Source organism: Baekduia sp., from assembly GCF_035685985.1.
In the GTDB taxonomy this organism is placed as follows: domain Bacteria; phylum Actinomycetota; class Thermoleophilia; order Solirubrobacterales; family Solirubrobacteraceae; genus Baekduia.
Map to the genome: position 1 here is coordinate 116,796 of NZ_DASRZV010000013.1, position 23,355 is coordinate 140,150.

At 69.6% G+C, this 23,355-nt stretch carries 25 protein-coding genes and 1 tRNA gene; 19 read left to right on the forward strand and 7 right to left on the reverse strand.

Annotated features, from left to right (window positions below; genetic code table 11):
• The first annotated feature begins 13 nt into the window (after positions 1 to 13).
• The 5 genes from VFG42_RS05680 to VFG42_RS05700 all read left to right on the forward strand — a co-directional run bounded on the left by VFG42_RS05680 (position 14) and on the right by VFG42_RS05700 (position 2,471).
• Positions 14 to 223 carry a hypothetical protein gene (locus VFG42_RS05680; RefSeq protein ID WP_324906158.1) on the forward strand — a complete coding sequence of 70 codons (210 nt, stop codon included), beginning with the start codon at positions 14 to 16 and terminating at the stop codon, positions 221 to 223.
• A gap of 15 nt (positions 224 to 238) precedes the next feature.
• Positions 239 to 312: transfer RNA gene (locus VFG42_RS05685), tRNA-Met, on the forward strand.
• Between the two features lie 1,086 nt (positions 313 to 1,398).
• Entirely contained in the window at positions 1,399 to 1,713 is a 315-nt protein-coding gene (locus tag VFG42_RS05690; protein WP_324906160.1) for a hypothetical protein, read from the forward strand.
• 74 nt (positions 1,714 to 1,787) lie between these two features.
• The gene (locus tag VFG42_RS05695; protein ID WP_324906162.1) at positions 1,788 to 1,910 is read left to right on the forward strand and encodes a hypothetical protein; all 123 of its coding nucleotides are present in this window, start codon (positions 1,788 to 1,790) and stop codon (positions 1,908 to 1,910) included.
• Between the two features lie 126 nt (positions 1,911 to 2,036).
• Complete coding sequence (locus VFG42_RS05700; protein WP_324906164.1) at positions 2,037 to 2,471, forward strand: hypothetical protein; 435 nt, start codon at positions 2,037 to 2,039, stop codon at positions 2,469 to 2,471.
• A 498-nt stretch (positions 2,472 to 2,969) separates the two neighbouring features.
• Here VFG42_RS05700 and VFG42_RS05705 read toward each other — a convergent pair whose 3' ends face one another.
• A complete protein-coding gene (locus tag VFG42_RS05705; RefSeq protein ID WP_324906166.1) occupies positions 2,970 to 3,881 on the reverse strand; it encodes a hypothetical protein in 912 nt (303 codons plus the stop codon).
• A 1,482-nt stretch (positions 3,882 to 5,363) separates the two neighbouring features.
• On the opposite strand from VFG42_RS05705, the gene VFG42_RS05710 reads away from it, so the two are divergent.
• The 6 genes from VFG42_RS05710 to VFG42_RS05735 all read left to right on the forward strand — a co-directional run bounded on the left by VFG42_RS05710 (position 5,364) and on the right by VFG42_RS05735 (position 10,156).
• A complete protein-coding gene (locus tag VFG42_RS05710; protein ID WP_324906169.1) occupies positions 5,364 to 6,203 on the forward strand; it encodes a serine/threonine-protein kinase in 840 nt (279 codons plus the stop codon).
• Complete coding sequence (locus VFG42_RS05715) at positions 6,203 to 7,345, forward strand: hypothetical protein (RefSeq protein ID WP_324906172.1); 1,143 nt, start codon at positions 6,203 to 6,205, stop codon at positions 7,343 to 7,345. The genes VFG42_RS05710 and VFG42_RS05715 overlap by 1 nt, the downstream gene beginning before the upstream one ends.
• A gap of 1,315 nt (positions 7,346 to 8,660) precedes the next feature.
• Entirely contained in the window at positions 8,661 to 8,909 is a 249-nt protein-coding gene (locus VFG42_RS05720) for a hypothetical protein (RefSeq protein ID WP_324906174.1), read from the forward strand.
• Positions 8,910 to 9,058: 149 nt separating this feature from the next.
• Positions 9,059 to 9,346 (forward strand): hypothetical protein, encoded by a 288-nt coding sequence (locus VFG42_RS05725; RefSeq protein ID WP_324906176.1) that lies wholly within the window; start codon positions 9,059 to 9,061, stop codon positions 9,344 to 9,346.
• A 134-nt stretch (positions 9,347 to 9,480) separates the two neighbouring features.
• Entirely contained in the window at positions 9,481 to 9,657 is a 177-nt protein-coding gene (locus VFG42_RS05730; RefSeq protein WP_324906178.1) for a hypothetical protein, read from the forward strand.
• 58 nt (positions 9,658 to 9,715) lie between these two features.
• Positions 9,716 to 10,156: a VOC family protein gene (locus VFG42_RS05735; RefSeq protein ID WP_324906180.1), complete on the forward strand. Its 441-nt coding sequence runs from the start codon at positions 9,716 to 9,718 to the stop codon at positions 10,154 to 10,156.
• Here the strand turns inward: VFG42_RS05735 and VFG42_RS05740 are convergent.
• From VFG42_RS05740 to VFG42_RS05750, 3 genes are read right to left on the reverse strand one after another with little or no spacing between them, the layout of a single operon-like run.
• Positions 10,153 to 10,440, reverse strand: coding sequence for a hypothetical protein (locus VFG42_RS05740; protein ID WP_324906182.1), 288 nt, complete (start codon positions 10,438 to 10,440; stop codon positions 10,153 to 10,155). The two genes, VFG42_RS05735 and VFG42_RS05740, sit on opposite strands and share 4 nt — an antisense overlap.
• Positions 10,441 to 10,450: 10 nt before the next feature.
• Complete coding sequence (locus VFG42_RS05745; RefSeq protein ID WP_324906184.1) at positions 10,451 to 10,810, reverse strand: hypothetical protein; 360 nt, start codon at positions 10,808 to 10,810, stop codon at positions 10,451 to 10,453.
• Positions 10,811 to 10,821: 11 nt separating this feature from the next.
• Complete coding sequence (locus tag VFG42_RS05750; protein ID WP_324906186.1) at positions 10,822 to 11,259, reverse strand: group III truncated hemoglobin; 438 nt, start codon at positions 11,257 to 11,259, stop codon at positions 10,822 to 10,824.
• 64 nt (positions 11,260 to 11,323) lie between these two features.
• Between VFG42_RS05750 and VFG42_RS05755 the strand changes: the two genes are divergently transcribed.
• A complete protein-coding gene (locus VFG42_RS05755; RefSeq protein WP_324906188.1) occupies positions 11,324 to 12,169 on the forward strand; it encodes an alpha/beta hydrolase in 846 nt (281 codons plus the stop codon).
• Here the strand turns inward: VFG42_RS05755 and VFG42_RS05760 are convergent.
• Positions 12,150 to 12,509, reverse strand: coding sequence for an STAS domain-containing protein (locus VFG42_RS05760; RefSeq protein WP_324906190.1), 360 nt, complete (start codon positions 12,507 to 12,509; stop codon positions 12,150 to 12,152). The two genes, VFG42_RS05755 and VFG42_RS05760, sit on opposite strands and share 20 nt — an antisense overlap.
• Before the next feature lie 123 nt (positions 12,510 to 12,632).
• On the opposite strand from VFG42_RS05760, the gene VFG42_RS05765 reads away from it, so the two are divergent.
• Genes VFG42_RS05765 through aspS form a run of 5 tightly spaced genes read left to right on the forward strand, consistent with a single transcriptional unit; the run spans position 12,633 to position 17,586 of the window.
• Complete coding sequence (locus VFG42_RS05765; RefSeq protein ID WP_324906192.1) at positions 12,633 to 13,505, forward strand: hypothetical protein; 873 nt, start codon at positions 12,633 to 12,635, stop codon at positions 13,503 to 13,505.
• 30 nt (positions 13,506 to 13,535) lie between these two features.
• Positions 13,536 to 13,886: a hypothetical protein gene (locus tag VFG42_RS05770; RefSeq protein WP_324906194.1), complete on the forward strand. Its 351-nt coding sequence runs from the start codon at positions 13,536 to 13,538 to the stop codon at positions 13,884 to 13,886.
• 3 nt (positions 13,887 to 13,889) lie between these two features.
• Positions 13,890 to 14,546, forward strand: a complete 657-nt coding sequence (locus VFG42_RS05775) for an MBL fold metallo-hydrolase (RefSeq protein WP_324906196.1) — start codon at positions 13,890 to 13,892, stop codon at positions 14,544 to 14,546.
• Positions 14,543 to 15,781 (forward strand): histidine--tRNA ligase, encoded by a 1,239-nt coding sequence (gene hisS / locus VFG42_RS05780; protein WP_324906198.1) that lies wholly within the window; start codon positions 14,543 to 14,545, stop codon positions 15,779 to 15,781. The genes VFG42_RS05775 and hisS overlap by 4 nt, the downstream gene beginning before the upstream one ends.
• On the forward strand, positions 15,778 to 17,586 hold the full coding sequence (aspS, locus tag VFG42_RS05785; RefSeq protein WP_324906200.1) for an aspartate--tRNA ligase: 1,809 nt from the start codon (positions 15,778 to 15,780) through the stop codon (positions 17,584 to 17,586). The genes hisS and aspS overlap by 4 nt, the downstream gene beginning before the upstream one ends.
• A 16-nt stretch (positions 17,587 to 17,602) precedes the next feature.
• Here aspS and VFG42_RS05790 read toward each other — a convergent pair whose 3' ends face one another.
• Positions 17,603 to 18,430: an alpha/beta hydrolase gene (locus VFG42_RS05790; protein ID WP_324906202.1), complete on the reverse strand. Its 828-nt coding sequence runs from the start codon at positions 18,428 to 18,430 to the stop codon at positions 17,603 to 17,605.
• A 46-nt stretch (positions 18,431 to 18,476) separates the two neighbouring features.
• Positions 18,477 to 19,202, reverse strand: a complete 726-nt coding sequence (locus VFG42_RS05795) for a hypothetical protein (RefSeq protein WP_324906204.1) — start codon at positions 19,200 to 19,202, stop codon at positions 18,477 to 18,479.
• Between the two features lie 72 nt (positions 19,203 to 19,274).
• Here VFG42_RS05795 and mnmA point away from each other — a divergent pair, with 72 nt between their 5' ends.
• Complete coding sequence (gene mnmA, locus VFG42_RS05800; RefSeq protein ID WP_324906207.1) at positions 19,275 to 20,732, forward strand: tRNA 2-thiouridine(34) synthase MnmA; 1,458 nt, start codon at positions 19,275 to 19,277, stop codon at positions 20,730 to 20,732.
• A complete protein-coding gene (gene alaS / locus VFG42_RS05805; RefSeq protein ID WP_324906209.1) occupies positions 20,729 to 23,320 on the forward strand; it encodes an alanine--tRNA ligase in 2,592 nt (863 codons plus the stop codon). The genes mnmA and alaS overlap by 4 nt, the downstream gene beginning before the upstream one ends.
• The last annotated feature ends 35 nt before the right edge of the window (positions 23,321 to 23,355 follow it).

Sequence of the window (23,355 nt, forward strand, 5' to 3'; positions counted from 1 at the left end):
CCTTCAACGCGCGTTGTCCCCCAAGACCCTCGCCATCCTCTCCGTCGGGCTGATCATCCTCGGCTGCGTCATCGCGGCCATCTTCACCTCGACCACCCTCGACTTCATCGGGATCACCATCGGCGGCATCGGCGGCGTCGGCCTCATCTCCGCCGCCTTCTACGCCATCGGCCTCTCCGAGGACCGCGCCCGCGAGCGCGACGCTTCCGGCCCCTACCGCTAACATCCACCGCCCCGTGGCTGGGTAGCTCAGCTGGTTAGAGCGCACGACTCATAATCGTGAGGTCGGGGGTTCGAGTCCCCCCCCAGCTATACGTCGCGCTTGCAGGGCTTTCCGGGCCGCTCGTTCGTCCCGGATCGTCCCGCCTCCGGCCCTCGTCGCAAACGGGGTGCAAACGGGGCGCAAACAGGCCTCTGCCGGACACCGCTCGGCCTCGCGCCCCGGCGGTCACATGTCCGCTTCTCCTGACGGTCTGGCCGTCGTCCTGCCAGACGCCCTCGTAGACGAGCTGGTCGCGCGCATCGCCCGTCCCGCCGCGAGCCCTGAGTCGGCCGTCGCCGTCGCCGCGCATCTCGGACGCCGGCGCCAACCCATCTACGACCTCATCTCCCAGCGCGACCGCCGCGGTCGCCGCATCCCGCACCGCAAGGACGGCTCCCGGCTGTCGTTCCGGCTCTCCGAGATCGACGCACGGCTCGCACCACCGCGTCGAAGAGGCGCCTCCGGCTCGTCCCGACTCCACCAAGGAGATCGAGATGGCTAAGACCACGTTGGTCCACACCGACACGCCCGGCGTCTACAAGCGCGGCAAGAAGTACACCTACGTCTAACGCGTCGAGGGACGCCAGAAGTGGGCACCGCACCGACCCTCGCGGCCGCCCGGAAGGCGAAGCGCCAGGCCGACGCCGACGCCGACCGCGGCCTGATCTTCGACACCGAGGACATCAAGTTCGGCGACGACGCCACAACTGGATCGACAGCTAGCAGGGGAAGACGTCGGGCGGCTTCCGCGAGCCGACCCGCCGCTGGTATCGCCAAGTGCTGGAACAACGGATCATTCCGTACTTCGACTCCCGCCAGATCCTTCCCGGCGACATCCGTCCCACACCATGAACGCCTTCACACCGCGGCTGCTGGAGCAGGAAAGACCAGCGCCGCCCCGGTCGCAAGCTCTCCAAGGCCTCATTCCGACAGCACATCGCCGCGCTGCGCGATGCTCGCTGACGCGTCCGAAGACGACATGATCCGCACCAATCCGGCCAGCGGCGTCCGCGTGGCCGTGCCCGAGGGAGACGGCACCGGGCGCCCGCACTTCGAGGACAAGCGGCGATGACGGTCGTCCAGCTGGGCGCGCCGCTGGACGAGATCCTGCCGGAGCGGCGGCTGTCCTCGGGTTCATGGCCCACCCCGGCCTGCGGATCGGCGAGATGATCGAAGTCCGCCGTAGGCGCGATCTCGTCGTGAGCGCCGCGCCCGTCCTCCGCGTCCGCCGGCAGTTCGCAGACGGCCAGGTCCGGGAGCCGAAGGCCCACGGTAAGCGCGGCATCCCGACCTCTCCGCGCCTCCTCGGACGCCTGCTCGTCCCGGTCAACGCCAACCCGATCGACGGCGATCTCGTCCTCAGGACCAGCACCGGCACTCGCGTCGACCGCCCCAACATCTACGACCACGTCCTCGGTCCCGCCGCCAAACGCGCCGGCTCGACTGGATGACCCTTCCACACGTTCCGCCACACCTACGCCTCGCTCCTCTTCGCGCCGAGGACTGCGGGGGAGGAGAGGAGAGCGTGAAGCAGGTCCAGGCCTGGCTCGGGCACCACTCCGCTGCCTTCACGCTGCATCAGCACGTCCACTTCGTGGACGCCGGGATGGGGGAAACGGACTTCTTCGATGACTTGCTCAGCAGCTAGCAAACGAGCCCGCGCCGAATCCACCAAACCAGCCGACCCAACCGGTAAGGTTGCAGCGACATCCTTAACAAATCGCCCCCGCGCCGTTGGAGCGGCCGGGGGCACGGCCCAAGGAGCCTTACCTCCATGAGCACCCAGCAGCGTAATCGCGCCTGCGTGGTTCGCGTCGACCCGTCCACGGCCGACGTCCTCCGCACCCAGACCCTCGTGGTCCTGGAAGCCAACCACTACTTCTTCGAGGAGATCCTCGAGTTCGGCCCCGAGGCGCAACACGCGCTCTCGGTCATCTACCGCGACGCCTTTGCCGTCCTCGACGCCATCGGCTGGTCTCCGACCCCCGCCGCCGGCTCCATCGACGTCCCGCTGACCGACGGCCACATCGACCAGCTCCGCCGCTGCAGCTACGACCTCCGCGTCACCAACATCAATCGCAGCGACCAACTCGACGCCGTCACCGACCAAGAAGCCGCCGCCATCCGCGACGACCTCGCCGCCAACCTCGCAGCCGTCCACACCCTCGATCACCTCATCTCCAACTACGCCCAAGCCACCTCCGACTGACCCGTAACCCGTCCCACTCAGGCCTCTAGCTGCCGCTCGCCCAGCAGATCTGAACCTCAGGTCCGAGCGAGGCCGACCACCCGCTCTCGCCATCGCTACGAAGTACATGGTGTGAGTGGGTGGTCGGGCTCGCGGAGGGCCTGAGAAACCGTCGATTTGCAGGGCGAGCGGCAGCGCTATCCCTTCAACGGCCGAAGGGGGTGCTGAAGGGATAGAAACACGCCCCGAGGAACGGATAGCCGGCCGATCCCGCCGCCCGCGGTGACGCCCGACCGGCGGGGTCCAGGGGCGCAGCCCCTCTTAGCCGCCCTCACAGCGGAGGCGGTGCTGGTCGGTCAAGGGAAGTCCGTCAGGACCGCGCGAAGCGTGCCCGAAGGGTGACCTTGACGGACCACCACCGCCGGAGCTACAGCGCTCTCGCCAACGAGCTGAATCTCGGCTTGACCTGTTGACGACCAATGTTCTTGGACGCTTGTTGCCCGCGAGCTTTCAGACGAGTTACGGTCGCGCAGGACCGCTTGGCGGTGCCTCACGGAGGAGATAAGCGTTGTACTGCTGCCGCAGTTCCGGTTGTGGCACGATCCACGTGAGCAAACGATCACCGAGATGATCGGAGCAAGATTGGGCGCCTTTAGGCGGACTCAGGCGCTCGAACGAGTCGGGCGGGGCGCCGTAGCGCTCGATCCAGTCCTGGCGATACTTCGCGACAACTGTCGCCTGCTTGACAGGGACCTCGGTGTAGAACCAAACCGAGTCATGGCCGTTCCTTCGCAGTGGTGCGGCCATGTTGGACCATCGCAAATCTATGGACCACTCGCGTGTGTGACCAGGCTCAATCGGGGGGTCGAAAAGCACTAGGCCAGACCAGAATCCGTTGTCGTCGTCTAGTTCGAGCAATACCGCACCGCCTGATACCAGTTGCGGCTGAATCGCGGCTTTCTCGTTAGACGTCGAACCAACACGGATTCGTCGCCACCGGCACCGCTGGGTCCCGGTCGGGGTGGTGACGGCGCGCATCATGTAGTGGTCGGAACCGTCACCCGTGAGGGTCACGACGATCTCCTGTGTTTCCTCGACCTCGACGTCGTCCGCAAAGAAGCTCGTCAGAGCCGCGCGGTACTGCCGGGACGTCGTCAGAGCCGCCTCAGCCTCTTCCTGCTGCTCCTGCAGCCGGCGCAATGTCTCCTCTTGTCGTCGAGCGACCGCCGCCGCCGATCGGCGGACCAGCGACAGTGTCGCGACGGAGAACACTGCTGTCCCACAGGCAATTCCGGCCGTCGCTGACCAGCCGAGCCCGAGGCCAATGAGTGATGTCACCAAACCGATAAAGCCGACGGCGTAGGCAGACGTCTCGACCGGGGAGATCGTTGTGAACCTGCTGATCCGGGTGGCGAGTGTGGTTCTGGGCATGGTTCTGACTAGGTCCTTAACATGACTGGCGCGACGGCGCAGCCAACGACGAAGAAGCTTGGGATCCCGAGGCCGAACGCGACGAACGCCTGGAACATCATCGCGACGATGTACCACGCACGTCGTGCGTCGCCGCCCGCGACTGTGACGACGGCTCCAAGTTGGACAACTATGACGCTCCACGCTGCGGCCTGAGCGACGAGCGGTCTCCAAGAGCGAACCCAACTACTCAGCGCGCTATCTGATCCAGCGAGAATGTGGCTGAACGCTAAGCCATTGCGCCACACACTTGACCGAATCTTGTTCAGACTGGCGAAGAGGTAGACGAAGGACAGTGACGCGATTATTGCCTTGACTGCGGCTGAGGCCGCGGACGGCGACGCGGCCCCTAGAGCACAAAGCGTGACGAATACCCATAGCTCGGCGTCTGCGGTATCCAGGCCTTCCGGAGCATTGTGATACAAGATCGCTAGGCCGCATGACAGCGTCGCACCAGCAGCCGCAGCTGTTGGCCACGTCGGGGCGACGACCGTCCCGAGGGCCGCGACACAGACGAGAAGGCGAGCGCCTGTCGACGTTGGCAACCCAAGACCACGTCGAGCTGCGACGTGTTCCGACTGAATGACGAGAGCGGCAACACCAAGGAGAGCCAGCGAGAGACGCAGTGCGTCTTCAGAGCTGTCCATGTTTCCTTGACCGCGCGATATCGCGCTCGATGTGGTGCATGCGGATTCGGGGCCTGCTCAGGGGCCAGGTTCCGCCTGTCTTGGCCACGGTCCGCGGATCCATCGGCGGGTACCGAATCGCCCCGGGGTTGGGAGAAAAGACGTGTGAGTTCGGGAGTAGCGTCCTAAGCCAACGCGCGCGGAAGTCCCAGTCGAAGACTAGAAGGAGGTGGCGCAGCAGTTGAATTCCGACTAGAAGGCACGCGACACCGCCTCCGGCGTGCGTCACTCGAGGCCGCCGCGGCCGCCACCGCCTCCGCCGCCACCTCCGCCGACCTGACTCGAAGAGTCGGCGAGCGGTCCAACCACTCGCAAGATTGCCCGGCGCAACTTAGAGGTGCCGCCGCCGTCTGTGCCAGCCGGCGGGTTTTGAGACGTGCCTTGTGTCGTGCCCCCGCCGCCACCACCAACCTGATCCATGAGAACCCTCTCGTGTCGAGTGCGCTTCCAATATTACGGTGCAACGATTCTGTATGCGAGAGCGTTTCTGGAGGCGTCGCGGATTCGGTCCCGGTGCTGGCCGCTATCGCTGCGCGAGGCGGTGGTGCGACGCAGGTTCGTTAGCCCGGGCCGGACGCAATCTGAGTCAACGAACTTGGAAGCGGCACATGAGACGCCGCTCCCCAGGTGCTGCACCCATTCGATCAATCGCCGATCTGGCGTGGGGGCTCCTAGGCGCTGATGATCGGGCTTGAGCGGGTCGATTGGTCCGTGCGCACTAGCGAAGGCTGATCATAGTTGACTAGGATGCCGATCGATGGTGGAGACGGTCGAGGTCACAGCGGACCTCATCAGCGATGGGCTGGGGGCTTTCGACGAACTTGAGTTTCTCGGTCGGGGAACCTTCGGGACCACGTTTCGTGCGCTGAGGGGGGAGTCTGAGACGGCGATCAAGGTAATTCACCTTGTCGATATGCCTGCGTACTTGTGGGAACGCGAACTCACCTCGCTGGCTACTGTCGACCATCCTAATGTTGTCGGTCTCATTGGTTCCGGCACGTTCAAGGCCCTGGGGCGAGAGCTGTCGTTTCTTGAATGCGAGTACGTCAGTGGCGGTTCCGTCGAGGCGCGGGTTCGGACCGGAGAGCGACCTAGGAAGGACGAACTTCGAGCGCTACTCACTGGGCTGCTCGCGGGCATTGCGGAGATTCACGACCTGGGAATCATCCATCGCGACATCAAACCCGCCAACGTAGGGCTCCGAGATGGGGAGTGGGGGTCACCCGTGCTGTTGGACTTCGGGGTAGCAAAGGTGCTCGACATGACGTCACACACCGCGGTTGGTCAGATGGTCGGTACGGCTCCATACATGGCGCCCGAGCAACTGCGCGGGCGCCCAGCACGAACGCGTAGCGACCTCTTCGCCGTGGGCCTAGTGGTCTACGAGGCCGGTACTGGTCGACATCCGTTTCGCTCACCCGACGTGCAGACCGTCCAGTCGTTGTACGACCGGATCACCTCAGGACCGCCCGAGGACCCACGGGTCTCCGCTGATTGGCCCGATGACGTGGCTGAGGTCGTTCTTCGGATCCTGTCGGCGGAGCCACATGAACGCCTGAGCGTCGCTCGTGCGCTGAAGGACCTCGGGGCTCGCTGATGCCCACAGTCGCGCATGGATTCTTCATCCAGCCTGGTCAGGAGTCCTGGACCAACGTCAGTGACGTTCTGGCTGATCTAGCTGGTGTCGAGCCGGAATGGCGGATTGGTGCGGCTCTCTTGCTGCCCCGTCGCAAACTGGCCTTTTGGCAGAACGCTGTCGATGAGTGGAGCGGGGCAACGGACTTCATCCTTGCTGACCCGGAGTCCACGAGAATGGACAGGGCATACTCGGAACGCGGGCTCGGGCGGGCCGACTACCGCTACCTGGCAGAGAGTGATCCTGTGGCGAATCCGGAGCGATTCGTCCGCAATGCGCTCCAGGCACAGCAACACGCCGGAGCCACCACGCTTGTCTCGCCTTGGCTCCGGCATGGAGTGACGCAGACGGAACACGAACTGTCCGCAACGATTGCGTTCGCCACGCTTGCAGAAGCTATGGCTGGCGACTTTGACCTGCTCATGGGCGTGGAAGCGACGGAGGGCGTGTTCGGTTCCGACGAGGCGCGTAACGCGATGGTCAACGAGTTGATCGAGGGCCCCGAACTACCCGTGTATCTGAGGATGCACTTCTCAGCCCCCGCAGGGTACGGCCAGTATCGGCAACAGAAGGCGCTCGAAGGTCTGCGTGATGTGGTGCGCGCGCTGGACGCGAACGACCGCCCGGTCGTGATGCCACAGGCGGGAATGCTCGGGCTTCTCATGTCCGGCTTTGGAGCACGCTCTTTTGGCGCGGGGATGGCGGCTTCCCTACAACGCAATACGCCACCGTCCGGTGGCGGCAGCGGTGCTCCTCCGCTGCCGTGGTACTTCGTCCCGCAACTGCTGGGGTTTGTACTCGCGGAGGAACTCCACGACATCGCAGACGTAGAAGGCTTCGAGGTCTGTGACTGTCCCTACTGTGACGGCGCGTTGCCGGCGACGGGCGCTGCATTCGATCGTATGGCCGCCGGGAAGCACTTCCTCTGGACGTGCGCACGCCTTGCGGCAGGCCTCGATGAAAAGGACGCGTTCGGATCCGTCAAAAGGTTGATCGACGGCGCGGTCGACTTTGCTGACGCCGTGGCTGAAGATGGCGTGCCGTTGGATCCCCGCTCGGCGCCAGCGCACTTGACCGTATGGCAGGACGTGATGTCGGATTAGCTCTTTCCGCGGTGGCCTAGGAGAGTGTGGAGGCGTTCGGTGTCTGGTCCCGCAACGATCGGCTCCGAAGCAGCTGACAAACGGTGTCCGTGCGGAAGCCGACGCTCTGGCCGCTCGCTGGCCGGGGACCCTTTGAGGCGCGCGAGGGTACGTTCGCCGATGAGGCCGGCTTCAAGCCGATTTCTCGATCGCCGTGGTCGAGCACGAAGTACTCGCAACCAACGGTCTGGCCATAGTTCCAGCAAGCCGACGCCAAGGCGTTCAAAAGCGGCTGTTTGAGCGACGAACCGACGCTCAAAGCGGGCGTCGAAGGCGACGTATGTCTCGTCGGCCCACGCCCGGTGCCCTCTTGCCTGCGAAATCGCTCCTGTCGGGTCGTCTCGCTTTGCTTCGAATGTGATGACGCGGTCGATGAGGGGCTGCACCGGTGCGAGACGCCGGAACGCGTTAGGGCCACGGCGTTCGGCGTAGCCGTCAGCGACAAGACCTCGCAGCAAGTCTGAGCTGTGCCGCGGCGTGATGCTTAGACGTTGGGCGACTGCGTCGGCGCTGACGTTCCGGTCAGGCCGGAGCAAGCGCATGACCTGCAGCTCCGGCAAGGTCAGCGGCCGATCCCACCCACCGCCCAGACGGCGCTCAACGGATCGGACGTCCAGGCGGACTAATACGAGATCGGCGATTCGGCTATGTAGTTGTTGTTCTTCGAGCAGAACCCATGTGCGCTCCGGGTCCTCTCCGATCCATAGGGCCGCCGCGGCGTGGCGCAGGGTCGCCAGCATGTCTGACTCGGTGTGGAACTCGGCGGTCGTCGGCGCTGGATCTTGCTGCACATCGGTGCTCTTCGGGTGTTCAGTCGTATCAACTGAAGAAGGCAGGAGTGCGCCTGCGACTGTGCGAGCCGCACGCGCGGGAAGCGTGGCAACATCGAGAACACGCTGGCCCAAAGAGAACATCCTGCGGATACTTACAGCTGCCGCCCCGGAGCCCTGCTCGAGCTGAGGGCATCCACACGGAGGCATGCGTGCCCATGGTGTGCCGCTCCGTGGTGTCGTGAGCTAGCGCGGGACGGTGGGGCATGTGAACATCCGCGAACGTAACCCGCCGAGACGAGCCGAGATCGCCTCGTGACGGTGAGCCCGGGAAACCGCCAATTACCGGCGACTTCCCAAACACCACGAGCAACACCTAACTGATCAGGAGTCCCTCACAATCGTGAGGTCCAGGGTCGGGTCCGTCGGCCGTACGCACGGTAGGCCCGCTTCCTACGGGCCCTCGAGTTCTTGGCCTCCGGTCGACACGACGTACTGCGCCGCCCTTGGACGCCGAGAAGGACCGCATCGTCACGCTGGCTCTCGCTCCAGGTCGGGCAGAGATCGTCTACCGACGATCCAGCGAGCACCCGATTGTCTACGCGATCATGTTGCGGGTCAGGAAGAGCGACAGGATGGTCACGGTGGTCAGCATCGACAACAGCCACGAGCGGGCCGGCGTGGACACCCACACCTACACCGCTACCCACCGGAGCCGTTTCCTTTCTCCGTTGCCGACACCAACGACGCCATGAACAAGGCGATCGAATGGCTCGCCGACAGCTGGGAAGAGTTCGCATCATGAGCCCCCGCTACCAGCCCCAGCCGCGCCGCCCTCGAGGCGTTCAAGCAAGCCGTTGCTGAGGACTACGCCGGCGTTTCTCCTCACGGCGATGACTGCATCGTGTTTCCGGCCGACGTCACGTTCCGTGAGTTCGTCGACGCGATCGGCGATCGGCGTCGGCTGACGACGACGGTGGTCTTCGTACGCGAGGACGGAGCCCATCTGGTCGCCCGATGGCGTGAGCCGCGATCGCTGTGGGAGCGCCTGCTGTCCAAGATCGGTCGCTATCCGACCGACATCGAGATCTTGCCGTCGACCGGCGGCACGCTGTACCGCGACACCAACTCGCGCAGCAAGCGCGCGCTCGTGCGGTTCGAGCACCGCGCATTCGCGGGCGTGTCGCTGTAGACCTACACCCGCCCCGTCAGGCGAGCTTGGCCCTCGTCTCCGCGCGATCGGCGGCCATGAGCGCGGCGCGCAAGGATCCGCGGAAGCGCGGACCAGTCCTTGCGCAAATCGGTCGTGGCGCGGATCCTGAAGGCGTGACCCCAGAGACGTCCGCCAAGCCGGCCCGGCGTAGGAAGCCCACCTCCTCGGCGTTCGCCCTTCTCATGGTGATTGGGCTGGTCGCGCTGCTCGTCGCCGTGCCGCTCGTCGTCGTGCCGTACCTCTTCGATCACGCCACGTTCGAGCCGAGCCCGACGCAGCAGCATCCGTAGCGCGCGAGCGGGACGGCGGATCGTGGACGCGGCCACCGTCGCGGGTAGCATCGCGACCGTGACGATCCAGCGGATGGACCATGTTGGTGTGGTTGTCGACGACCTCACCGGCGCGATCGAGTTCTTCGAGGCGTTGGGGCTCCAGGTCGACGGGCAGGTGATGGAGCTTGGCGATGCGCGGGTCGATCGGATCCTGGCGCTGGAAGGCGTGAAGACGAAGGTCGCGTTCCTGCGGACGCCGGATGGGCATGGGGCGCTCGAGGTGATCGAGTACCTGTCGCCGAGGCACGAAGGTGAGGAACGGCGACACCCGGCGAACGTCCCGGGCCTGCGCCACGTGACCTTCGCCGTCGATGACCTCGAAGCCACGAAGGAACGGTTGCTGGCGAAGGGTGGGGAGATGGTGGGCGAGGTCGTCAACTACGACGACAGCTACCTGCTCGGCTACGTCTACGGCCCGAGCGGGATCATCGTGGAGTTGGCCGAGAAGCTCGGCTAGCGGTCCCGCGACCCGAAGGTGAAGGCGTCGGACAGGAGCGCCAGCTCGACGACGAGCAGGAGCGCGGTGGCCGCGATGGCGGTGGCCGCGAAGGCCTTGGCGTCGGCGAGCATGGCGCCGATGGTCGTGGCGCCGCCGAGGACGCCGGTCACGACGAGGGCGGTCATCCAGGAGCCCGGCCGCAGGAGGGCGGTGGGGAGGCGGTGGCCGCGGGAGCCGGCGAGCAGGAGCGCGAGGAGCGCGACGGTGGCCAGGAGCGTCGTGATGGTGGCGGCCGTCCGCACGCGACGTGGTCTACCCGCCGCGGGGCTCCGATACCGCGGCGGCCGCCGCGGAGCGCAGGGCGGCGGCCTGCTCGGCGTCGGCCCACAGCTCCCAGCGGCCCGACGCCGCGCCGCGGGGCTCGTTGAACCGGTACGGCCGGCGCCCGCCGAACCGCATCCGCCGCATCCTCGCCACGCCACCGAGGACCGAGGCGATGCGGCGCCGCGGCCAGCCGAGCGCGTCCTCGATCTCCGGGAACGCGCGGGGCGTGTCGGGCACGCGCGCCAGCTCGTCCAGCAGCGCGGCCATCAAGGGCGAGCACAACTCGCGGAAGGCCGCGATCTCGCCGCGGTCGTCCATCGCGTTGTCGGGCGCGTGCTCGCCTCGCACGCCCGCGAACGCTACCCGGGCAGGACCTGGATGATCGACAGCGGGTCGGACTGCGTCGGGTCGGGCTCGACGCCGGCGTCGAGCATCGCCAGCCGGCGGTAGAACGCCGCGCCCACGCGGTCGGCGTGGCGCTTGGCCTCGTCGGCCACGGGCCCGGAGAACATCGAGTCGACGGTCCCGCGCCACAGCCACAGCCAGCGCTCGAAGTGCGGCGCCTTCAGCCCGGCCTTGCGGTGCAGCGAGGCGTGCACGCCGAACGCGCCGCCGCCGTAGGACCGCGCCCCCAGCAGCATCGTCTCCCAGAACGACGTGATCACCGGGACGTGCGCTTCGAGGTCCAGCTTGGCGACGTCGGTGAACAGGAACCCGATCATCGGGTCGGTCATCGCCTGGTCGTAGAAGGCGCGAACCAGGCGCTCGACGTCGTCGCGGGTCTCGATGTCGGCCACGTTCCTCACTCTAGGACGTGCGCACGCGTAGACGAACGACGGCCGGGAACGTACGCTCGCGGACATGGCCACCATCCCCGCCTCGCACGACGCGCAGCAGGTCGATCGCGCCAACGCCTCCGGGCTCACCCCCGTCGTCTTCATCCACGGGCTCTGGCTGCTGCCCAGCAGCTGGGATCGCTGGGCGGAGGTCTTCGCCGAGGCGGGGCTCACGCCGGTCATGGCGCCGTGGCCCGACGACCCCGAGACCGTCGCCGAGGCCAACGCCAACCCCGAGGTCATGGCCCACAAGACGGTCGGGCAGGTCGCCGACTACATCGGCGACCTCGTCTCCAAGCTCGACAAGAAGCCCGCGATCGTCGGGCACTCCTTCGGCGGCCTGCTGACGCAGATCCTCGCGGGCCGCGGCCTCGGCTTCGCCTCCGTCTCGATCTCCCCGGCGCCCTTCCGCGGCGTCCTGCCGCTGCCGATCTCGGCGCTGAAGTCCGCGTTCCCGGTCCTCGGCAACCCGGCCAACCGCAACCGCGCCGTGCCGCTCACCTACGACCAGTTCCGCTATGCCTTCGCCAACGCGGTCTCCGAGGACGAGGCCAAGGAGCTGTACAACCGCTACGCCGTCCCCGCCGCCGGCATCCCGCTCTTCCAGGCCGCGACCGCCAACCTCAACCCGTGGACCGAGGTGAAGGTCAACTCCAAGAACCCGGAGCGCGGACCGCTGCTGATCGTCTCCGGCGCCCAGGACCACACGGTGCCGCCCGCGATCTCCAACGCGGCCTACAAGAAGCAGAAGAAGAACGACAACCTGACGGAGCTGCTCACGGTCGACGGCCGCGGCCACGCGCTGACGATCGACAGCGGCTGGCGCGAGGTCTGCGACCTCAGCCTCAAGTTCATCCAGCGCTTCCTGTAGGTCCGACGACGACCTCGCTGGGATCGCCGACGAACTCGAAGTGCTCGGTCAGCGCCGCCAGCTGCAGGAACCGCTGAACCGAGTACGAGCCGCGCACCAGCACCAGGCGTCGCCCGCTGCGGCGGGCGCGCCGTCGCGCGGCCAGGATCCTCGACATGCCCGCCGAGTCGATCAGCTCCAGCCCGCGGAGATCGATCACCAGGCACGACGGCGCGTCGCGCTCCGCGTGACGCAGCTCGTCGTCGAACCGGTAGGCATAGGCAAGGTCAAGGGAGCCGTGCAGCGTGACGCTCACCGCTCCCGTCCCCATGTGCTGGACCGTCAACTCGAAGCCGTGCATAGGCACCTCTCCTCCATCGACGTTGCGCGCGGGGTACCCAAAGCGCCTCAGAGCAAACACGGATCGTTCTCACGGGCCGGAACCGGGTGTCCCGCCGCACCCGGGTAGTCTCCGCGCCCGCCCGTGAGCCCGCTGCTGCTCGGCATTCCCAACGTCTCCGAGGGCCGCGACCCGGCGACGGTCGCGGCGGTCGGCGCCGCCTACATGCGCGGGGGCGCGCGGCTGCTGGACACGCACAGCGACCCCGACCACCATCGCTCGGTGCACACGCTGGCGGCGCCGCAGGGCGCGCTGGCCGAGGCGCTCGTCAGCGGGGCGCGGGCGGCGGTCCAGGCCATCGACCTCACGCGCGAGCGCGGGATCCATCCGCACGTCGGCGCGATCGACGTCGCCCCGGTCGTCTTCCTCGACGCGGCCCGGCGCGGCGCGGCGTCCGCCGAAGCGCTCACGGTCGCCGAGCGGCTGGGGGAGGAGCTGCGGCTTCCCGTCTTCCTGTACGGGTTGCTGGCCGGCGGCCGGACGCGGGCCTTCCTGCGGCGCGGCGGGATCGCCGAGCTGGACCGCCGCGTCCACGCCGGCGAGCTGCGGCCCGACTTCGGCCCGCCGCGGCCGCACCCGACCGCGGGGGCCGTGCTGGTCGCCGCGCGCCCGCCGCTGGTGGCGTTCAACGTCGAGCTGGCGCGACCCGCCACGCTGGACGACGCGCGCGCGATCGCGGCGGCCATCCGCGAGGGCGGCGCCGCGGGCCTGCCGGGCGTCCGCGCGCTGGGCCTCGAGCTGACCCGGCAGGGCGGGACCGCCCAGGTCTCGACCAACGTGGAGGACCACCGCGCCGTGCCCCTCGCGCGCGTGGTGGAGGCCGTCGCGCGCCACGCGCGCGTGGCCGCGTGCGAGCTGGTCGGGCTGGCGCCGGAGGCCGCGTTCGACGGGTTCCCGGAGGACATCGAGGTCAAGGGCCGCCGGACCGTCGAAGATGCCCTCGCCGAGGCGGCGTAGATCGGTCTCCAGCGGCTATCGTCCAAGGCCATGGCCCAGACGAAGCGCAAGCGCCGGACCAAGCACCGCGGCAACGCCGCGGGCGTCGTCGAGGTGCGCGGTCGGACGGGCAAGCAGGTCAACCCGACGAGCGGCAGCAAGGGCAAGGGCGCGGTCCGCACCGACCGCCTCGACCGGCCGCCGACCTGGCGCTCGGCCGCCAACCGCTCGGCGATCGCCACCGTCCTGTTCGTGTTGGTCATCGCGCTGCTGCAGAAGAACGTCGCCGCGGCCGTCGCGATCGGCCTCGTGATGTTCTTCGTCTACACGGCGCTGGGCTTCTACACCGACAAGTGGATCTACGAGCGGCGCCAGGCCAAGAAGCGCGCGGGGAAGCTGTAGGCCATGGCGCTCGACGTCCGCATGTTCACGGTCGGCCCGGTCCAGGAGAACAGCTTCCTGATCCGGCGGGCGGGTGGGGGCGAGGACAACCGCGCGCTGCTGGTCGACCCCGGCGAGGAGGCGCCCAAGCTGCTGGGGGCCATCGAGGCGCTCGGCGTCACGCTCGACGCGATCCTGCTCACGCACTGCCACTTCGACCACATCGGGGCGGTCGCGCCCGTCGCGCGGGCGACCGGGGCGCCGGTCTACTGCCCGCAGCTCGAGGTCCCGCTGCTGCAGGACATCATGGCCTACGTCCCGTGGCCGGGCTTCGGGCCGTTCGAGAACCACGACCCCGAGCACACGGTCGCCGGCGGCGAGCGCCTCCAGCTCGCGGGCTTCGACATCGACGTGCTCTTCACGCCCGGCCACTCGCCGGGTCACGTCACCTACGCCTTCGACGGCGAGAGCGCGCTGTTCTCCGGCGACGTGCTGTTCCAGCAGTCGATCGGGCGCACCGACCTGCCCGGCGGCGACCACGCGACGCTGCTGGCGTCGATCGCGACGCTGCTGGAGCGCTTCGACGACGACACGGTCGTCCATCCCGGCCACATGGGGTTGACGACGCTCGGCGCCGAGCGCGCGACCAACCCGTTCCTGGGCGAGCTGTCGCAGTCGTGAGCGAGAAGCCGCAGGCGCCGCGCGGCACGTACGACGTGCTGCCGGAGGACGACGCGGGCCGTCGCGCGGTCGAGGCCGCCGCGAGGTCGATCCTCGGCGGGGCCGGCTACCGCCGGATCGAGACCCCGATCTTCGAGCACACCGAGCTGTTCGCCCGCGGCGTCGGCGCGTCCACCGACATCGTCCAGAAGGAGATGTACACCTTCAAGGACGCGGGCGACCGGTCGCTGACGCTGCGCCCCGAGGGCACCGCGCCGGTGATGCGCAGCTACCACGAGCACGGCATGCACAAGCTGCCGCAGCCCGCCAAGCTCTGGTACCTCGGCCCGTTCTTCCGCCAGGAGAAGCCGCAGGCCGGCCGCTACCGCGAGTTCTGGCAGGTCGGCATCGAGGCGATCGGCTCGTCCGATCCGGCCGTCGACGCCGAGGCCATCACCTTGCTGCACGCGCTGGCGACCGAGCTGGGCGTCACCGGCGTCCGGCTGCGCCTGGCGTCGCTGGGCACGCCCGAGACGCGCGCGGAGTACCGCGAGCTGCTGGTCGCCCACCTGCGCGCGCACGAGGACCAGCTGTCGGAGGAGGTCCGCGCGCGGATCGACCTCAACCCGCTGCGCGCGTTCGACGCCGACCACCCGGGCACCCGCGAGGTCATGCGGGCCGCGCCGCTGCTGATCGACCACCTGACCGACGAGGACCGCGAGCACTTCGCCGAGGTCCGCGCGCGGCTGGACGCGGCCGAGATCGCCTACGAGATCGACCCGACGCTGGTGCGCGGCATCGACTACTACACGCGCACGCTGTTCGAGCTGACCTCCGACGCGCTCGGCGCGCAGTCGGGCGTGGGCGGCGGCGGGCGCTACGACCGCCTCGCCGAGACGCTCGGCCTGCCGGACACGCCGGGGATCGGCTGGGCCGCCGGCGTCGAGCGCCTGCTGCTGGCGGGCGACCATCGTCCGCACCCGGAGCCGGTCTGCGACCTGTACGTCGCGGGCACCGACGTGGCCGCGTTCACGCTGACCGCCGAGGCGCGCCGCGCCGGGCTCAACGTGCAGCTGGAGCTGGCGGGCCGCTCGCGCAAGGGCCAGCTCAAGCAGGCCGACCGCTCGGGCGCGCGTTACGTCGCGATCTTCGGCGACGAAGGGATCAACTTGAAGGACATGGAAAGCGGAGAGCAGGAGACGGTGGCCGCCGACGCGGTCGTCGCACGTGTGCTGCGAGGGAGGCACCTGTCATGAAGCCGATCGTCAACCCCAACGGCTTCCGCGACACGTGGTCGGGCGCGCTGCGCGGGACGGATGCCGGCCGTGACGTCCGCGTCGCCGGCTGGGTGCACCGCCGCCGCGACCACGGCGGCCTGATCTTCATCGACCTCCGCGACCGCTCCGGGATCGTCCAGCTCGTCTTCCACCCCGACACCTCGGGCGAGGCCTTCGCGGCCGCCGAGCGTCTGCGCTCCGAGCACGTGATCTCCGCCCACGGCGCCGTCGTCGAGCGCGAGGAGGGCAACAAGAACCCCAACATCGCGACCGGCGAGATCGAGATCTCGGTCACCGACATGAAGGTCTTGGCCGAGGCCGAGACGCCGCCGTTCCCGGTCGACGAGGACGTCGAGGTCGACGAGACGCTGCGCCTGGCCAACCGCGCGGTCGACCTGCGCCGCGAGGTCATGTTGAAGACCTTGGAGCTGCGCAGCGACATCGTCAAGGCGATGCGCGACGTCCTGGACGAGCGCGACTTCCTCGAGGTCGAGACGCCGATCCTCACGCGCTCCACGCCGGAGGGCGCCCGCGACTTCCTCGTGCCCTCGCGCCTGCAGCCGGGCTCGTGGTACGCGCTGCCGCAGTCGCCGCAGCTGTTCAAGCAGCTGCTGATGATCGCCGGCTACGAGCGCTACTACCAGATCGCGCGCTGCTTCCGCGACGAGGACCTGCGCGGCTTCCGCCAGCCGGAGTTCACCCAGCTCGACGTCGAGATGGCGTTCGTGGAGGAGCGCGACGTCATCGAGATGATGGAGTCGGTCATGACGCGCGTCTTCGGCCTGGTCGACGGCTTCGACGTGCCGCCGGCGCCATGGCCGCACATGACCTACGCCGAGTCGATGCTGAAGTACGGCAACGACAAGCCCGACACGCGCTTCGGGCTGGAGATCCACGACGTGGGCGAGCTGCTGCAGGGCTCCCAGTTCAAGGTCTTCCAGTCGGTGCTGGACAAGGGCGGCGTGATCCGCGCGCTGAACGCGGGCGCGCGCGAGCTGTCGCGCTCGGAGCTGGACGGCCTCAACGACGTGGTGAAGGTCTTCGGCGCCAAGGCCGTCGCGCCGATCTACGTCGGCGGACCCGGACCCACCCACCCCTGGCAGGGCAACCTGGCCAAGTTCTTCACGCGCGAGCAGATCGACGCGGTCAACGCGGAGCTGGAGGCGTCGGAGGGCGACCTGCTGCTGTTCGTCGCCGACACCGAGCCGACGGCGGCCGCCTCGCTGGGCGGGCTGCGCCTGGAGCTGGGCCGGCGCTTCGGGCTGGTGCCCGAGGGTCGCCACGACGTCGTGTGGATCACCGAGTTCCCGATGTTCGAGCCGACCGGCGACGCCGCCCAGCCGTGGACGGCGATCCACCACCCGTTCACCGCGCCGACGTCGACGGACTTCAGCGACCCGGGCGCGCTGGGCTCGCGCGGCTACGACCTCGTGCTCGACGGCGTCGAGATCGGCGGCGGCTCGATCCGCATCCACGAAGAGGCCGTGCAGGAGAAGGTCTTCGAGATCCTCGGCATGGACGCCGCGGAGGCCGAGCGCCGCTTCGGGTTCTTGTTGAAGGCGTTGAAGCAGGGCGCGCCGCCGCACGGCGGCATCGCCATGGGCCTGGACCGCATCGTCGCGATCCTCGCCGGCCGCGAGTCGATCCGCGACGTCATCGCGTTCCCGAAGACCGCCTCGGGCGGCGACCCGCTCACGGGCGCGCCCGCGCCGGTGGACGGCACGCAGCTGCGCGAGCTGTTCGTGGCGTCGACGGCGCCGCCGCCGGCGGCGTCTGAGGGCTGAGCCCGGGCGATGCGGGTCACTGCGGACGTCTCCGTGACGTCGGCAGTGACCCGGATCCCGGCGCGAGGACGCGGGCGACGTCGGCGAGGGCGCGATCGGTCGCGGGACCGTCGCTCATGACGAAGCCGTGCTCGGTGCCGGGCTCGACGCGGTGGGTGACCGGCACGCCGGCGTCGGCCAGCCGGGCGGCGAGCGCGTCGCCCTCGGGGCGCAGGTCGTCGTGCTCGGCGGTCAGCAGGACGGTCGGCGGGAGGCCGGACAGGTCGGGCGCCAGCAGCGGCGAGGCCGCCCGCCGCGCGGCGGCGGTGGGCGCCCAGAGGTGCGCGCCCGCGACGATCTCGGGCCCGGCGACGTCGGCCGTGAGATCCGTGTTGGGGCAGAACATGATCAACGCGGACAACAAGGGCTCGGCCTCGTCGCGCGGCGCGAGCGCCGCCAGCGCGGCGACGCAGCCGCCCGCGCTGTCGCCGCCGATCCCGATCGCGGGCGCGTCGGTCCGCTCGGCGACCCAGCGCACGGCCGCGAGCGCGTCGTCGACGGCCGCGGGGTACCGGTGCTCGGGCGCCAGGCGATAGGCGACGGCCAGGACCTCGACGTCCGTCGCCGCGGCGATCTGCCGGCAGAGGCGGTCGTGGCTCTCCAGGCCGCCGACGATCCACATGCCGCCGTGCAGGTACACCAACAGCGGGCGCGGCTCGTCGACGGTGGGCCGGTAGCGGCGGGCCCGCACGCCGGGCGTGTCGGGCAAGATCAGGTCCGAGACCGACGCCGGCTCAGGTCCGCGCGGACGATCGCGGGCACGGGCCAGGGAGGCGGCGCGGAGGCCGGGGACGTCGACGGGCATCCGGGACAGGATGCCCGAGGCGGCCGGGGGCAACCCCGGCGACGCCCTACTTCTTGGCCGAAGAAGCGGCCTCGCGGCGCGCGTCGCCGACGGCCTGCTGGATCGACGGGGCGTCGACGAAGCCGGTCAGCGCGGTGGCCTTGCGATCGGCGCCGATGACCAGGACCGTCGGCGAGCCGTAGATCTGGACGTCGGTGGTGATCTTCTCGTAGTCGCCGACCTTGCCGATCGGGATGTACGCGGAGACCACGTGCTTGGGGTCGGCCTTGGCGGTCAGGTGGACGGCCCGGCGGGCCTCCTGGTCGTCGGTGCCCTTGCCCTCGAAGAGGACGACCAGCGTCTTGCCCTTGGCCAGGAAGGCCAGGAGGCGGTCGGACGGGTCGACCTTGTCGTCGGCGGCGGTGGCCGCGGTCGTCTTGGCCCTCGCCTTGGCCGGGGCGACGGCCTTGGCCTTGGCCTTGATCGGCGCGGCGGCCTTCTTGGTCGCGGCGACCGACTTGGTGGCCTTGGCCTTGGCCGGCGTGGGGGCGTTGCCCGTGGCCGACTGGATCTTGGCGTTGGTGGCGTCGGACGTGGCCGACGCGGCCTTGGCCTTGTCCACGGCCTTGGTGAGGCCCTTGACGCCCGGGGCGACCTTGGTCGAGGACGACGCCGTGGCGGCGGGCGCCGGGGTGACCGGCGTGTACGACGCGTGGTCGTCGGCGGGCTTGGGCTTGAGCACCGTGAACCACATGCCGGCGAGCAGCACGACGGCCACGAGGGCGATCTGCATGGGGCGACTGACCTGGTCCACGCCCTCGTTGTCGGTCGCTGTGGGCCTGAAGTTGAGCAGCCGGGTGGCCGGATGGACGCGCTCGCGGCTCGTACACTCGGGCGCGTCGCCATGCCCGACGAGCGCTTCGCCGAGCACCTCCAGCATCCCGTGGGCCGCGGCCACGCGCCCGCGGGCGGCAGCATGGGCGCCGGAGCGGCCGGCGGCGCGGCCTGCGGCGACCTCGTCACCGTGCGCGTGGCGGTCGCCGACGGCGTCGTCGTGGACGCCGGCTTCGACGCCTCCGGCTGCGGCGCCGCGCAGGCGGCGGCCAGCGCGGCGGTCGAGCTGGTCCGCGGCGCGACGATCCTGGACGCCGCGCGCGTGGGCAGCGCGGCGATCGCCGACGAGCTGGGCGGGCTCAGCGTCGGCAAACTCCACGCCGCCGACCTGGCGTCCGACGCGCTGCACCAGGCGCTCGGCGGCGCGGTGGCGCGCGCGGAGGTCACCGAGGTCGTGGCCGGCCGCACGCTGGTGGCGATGTCGGGGGGCGTGGACTCCACGGTCGCCGCGCTGCTGCTGGCCCAGGGCGGGGAGGAGGTCGTCGCGGTCACGCTGGAGCTGTGGCGCGACGCCGAGAACGACGCCGAGGCCTCGTGCTGCAGCGCGTCCGCGGTGCGCTCGGCGCGCGCGATCGCCCATCGGATGGGCCTGCCGCACTTCACGCTGGACCTGCGCGACGGCTTCCGCGACGGCGTCGTCTCCCCGTGGCTGGCCGAGCACGCCGCCGGGCTGACGCCGAACCCGTGCGTGCGCTGCAACGGCCATGTGCGCCTCGACGCGATGGTCGACTTCGCCGACCGCGTCGGCGCGACCGCGCTGGCCACCGGCCACTACGCACGGCGCAGCGCCGACGGCCTGCTGCGCGCGGCGGCCGACGACGCCAAGGACCAGACCTACATGTTGGCCGCGCTCGGGCGCCGGACGCTGGCGCGCCTGCGCTTTCCCTTGGGCGACCTCAACAAGCCGGAGGTCCGCGCGATCGCGCGCGAGCACGACCTGCCGGTGGCGTCCAAGCCCGACTCGCAGGACCTCTGCTTCCTGGCCGGCACCGGCCGCGAGCGCTTCCTGGAGCGCCACGGCGGCCTGACCGAGCGGCCCGGGGACGTGCTCGACGCCACCGGCACCGTGCTCGGCACCCACCGCGGGCACTTCCACTACACGGTGGGCCAGCGCCGCGGGCTGCCGGTCCAGCGGCCCGAGCCGCTCTACGTCGTCAGGACCGACGCGCGCGCGAACACGATCACGCTCGGCCCGCGGGCCGCGCTGGACGTCGACCGCGTCGCGCTGCGCGGGATCCGCCTGCACGGCGGGCGCGCGGCCTCCGAGGTCGACGGCGTGCGGCTGCGCTACCACGCGCCCGTCGTCCCGTGTCGGCTCGAACCGGACGGTGTCGCGCTCGCCGAGTCGTTCTCCGCGCCCGCCCCAGGCCAGACGGCCGTGCTCCTCGCGGGGGATGTCGTCATCGGATGTGCGACGATCGGATCGTGACGTCCGACGAGATCCGCGAGTCCTTCCTGTCGTTCTTCGAGAAGCGCGACCACAAGCGCCTGCCGAGCGCCTCGCTGGTCCCGGCCTCGTACGACCCCTCGGTCCTGCTGACCACGGCGGGCATGCACCCGCTCAAGCCCTACTTCCAGGGCCTCGAGGCGCCGCCGCACCATCGCCTCACGTCGTGTCAGAAGTGCTTCCGGACGCCGGACATCGACGTCGTCGGCACGACCACGCGCCACCTGACGTTCTTCGAGATGCTCGGCAACTTCTCGCTGGGCGACTACTTCAAGCAGGGCGCGGCGGAGTTCGCGTGGGAGATGTCGCTGGAGGGCTTCAAGTTCCCGGCGGAGAAGATCTGGGTGACGGTCTTCGAGGGCGACGAGGAGCTGGGCCTCGGCCCCGACGAGGAGGCCATCGACGCGTGGCTGAAGATCGGGGTCCCGCGCGAGCGGATCGTCCTCTGCCCGCGCTCGGAGAACTTCTGGCAGGCCGGGCCGACCGGTCCGTGCGGGCCGTGCAGCGAGCTGTACTACGACCGCGGGCTGGAGTGGGGCAAGGAGGACGACCTGCCCGGCGGCGAGAACGAGCGCTTCCTCGAGTACTGGAACCTGGTCTTCATGCAGTACAACCAGGACCCGGTCAACACGCTCACGCCGCTGCCCAAGCAGAACATCGACACCGGCCTGGGCCTCAACCGCATGGCCTTGATCCAGCAGGGCGTGGACTCGGTCTTCGACACCGACCAGTTCATCCCGCTGATGCAGCTGGGCCGGTCGCTGGCCACGAACGAGGTCGACGAGCGCGCGCTGCGGATCCTGGCCGACCACACGCGCGGCATGACGTTCCTGATCGCCGACGGCGTCGTGCCGTCCAACGAGGACCGCGGCTACGTGCTGCGCCGCCTGATGCGTCGCGCGATCGCCCAGGGCCATCGCCTCGGCATCGAGGGCGAGTTCCTCACCCAGTACGTCGACGTGGTGCAGGAGACGATGGGCGCGGCGTACCCCGAGCTGGGGCGGGAGCGCGACACGATCCTGCGCTGGGTGCGCGCCGAGGAGCAGGGCTTCGGCAGGACGCTGGAGACCGGGCTGTCGATGTTGGACGACCTGCTCGGCCGCGGCGAGGTCTCCGGCGAGGACGCGTTCAAGCTGCACGACACGTTCGGGTTCCCGATCGACCTGACGACCGAGATCGCCGGCGAGCGCGGCGTCGCGGTCGACATCGCGGGCTTCGACGAGCTGATGGAGGAGCAGCGCCTGCGGTCCTCCGCCGGCGCGGGCGCCCAGGAGCGCGTCGGGGCCAAGCAGGAGGTCATCCGCCGGCTCTCCGAGGAGCCGACCGAGTTCACCGGCTACGAGCACCTGGAGGAGCGCACGACGATCTCCGGCGTGATCGAGCAGGGCGGGCGGACGTTCGTCAAGCTCGCGACCTCGCCGTTCTACGCGCAGGGCGGCGGCCAGGTCAGCGACGAGGGCGTCGTCCTGGACGAGTCCGGCGGCGTGGTCGCGACGGTCAACGAGGTGCTCCGCGCGGGCGAGGACCAGGCGGTCGTCCTGGAGGGCGACGTGCCGCAGATCAAGGTGGGGGACACGGTCGTCGCGCGGGTCGACCGCCCGGCGCGCCTCGCGACCCAGGCCAACCACACCGCGACGCACCTGCTGCACGCGGCGCTGCGCCAGACGCTCGGCACGCACGTCCGGCAGGCGGGCTCCTACGTCGGGCCCGACAAGCTGCGCTTCGACTTCACGCACGGCGAGCGGCTGTCGGCGGAGGAGCTGAAGCAGGTCGAGGACCTCGTCAACGGCTGGATCCTGCGCAACGACCCGGTCCGCCCGATCACGACGACGCTCAAGGAGGCCCAGGAGCTGGGCGCCATGGCGCTGTTCGGCGAGAAGTACGGCGACGTCGTGCGGATGGTCCAGATCGGCGAGGGCGACCACTCCCGCGAGCTGTGCGGCGGCACGCACGTGCGGTCGACCGCGGAGATCGGCGTCTTCAAGATCGTGTCGGAGGGCTCCAGCGCCTCGAACGTCCGGCGCATCGAGGCCGTCACCGGCCCCGAGGCGGTCACGCTGCTGCGCAGCCACGACGGGCTGATCCGCGAGGCCGCGGCCGAGCTGCGCACGTCGCCGGAGCAGGTCCCGGCGAAGGTCGCCGACCTGCAGAAGGCGCTCAAGGACGCGTCCAAGAAGAGCGCGGCGTCCAACGGCGCGGTCGACGTCGCGGCGCTGGCCGGCGCGGCGGAGGACGTCGACGGCGCGCGCGTGCTGACCTCGCGGGTCGAGGTCGGCGACGCCAAGGCGCTGCTGGACGCGACCGACCGCGTCAAGAACGCGCTCGGCGACGCCGCGATCGTGCTCGGCGCGGTCACCGAGGGCAAGGTCGCGCTGATCGCGTCGGTCGCGCCGTCGCTGGTGCAGCGCGGGCTGAAGGCCGGCGAGCTGGTCAAGGTCGCCGCGCAGGTCGTGGGCGGCGGCGGTGGCGGCCGCGACACGATGGCCCAGGCCGGCGGCCGCGACCCCGAGAAGCTCGGCGACGCGCTGGCGGCCGCGCGGGCCCACATCGAGGCCACCCTCGCCGGATGACCTCATGAACCTCCACATTCCGGCTCAATCCTCGG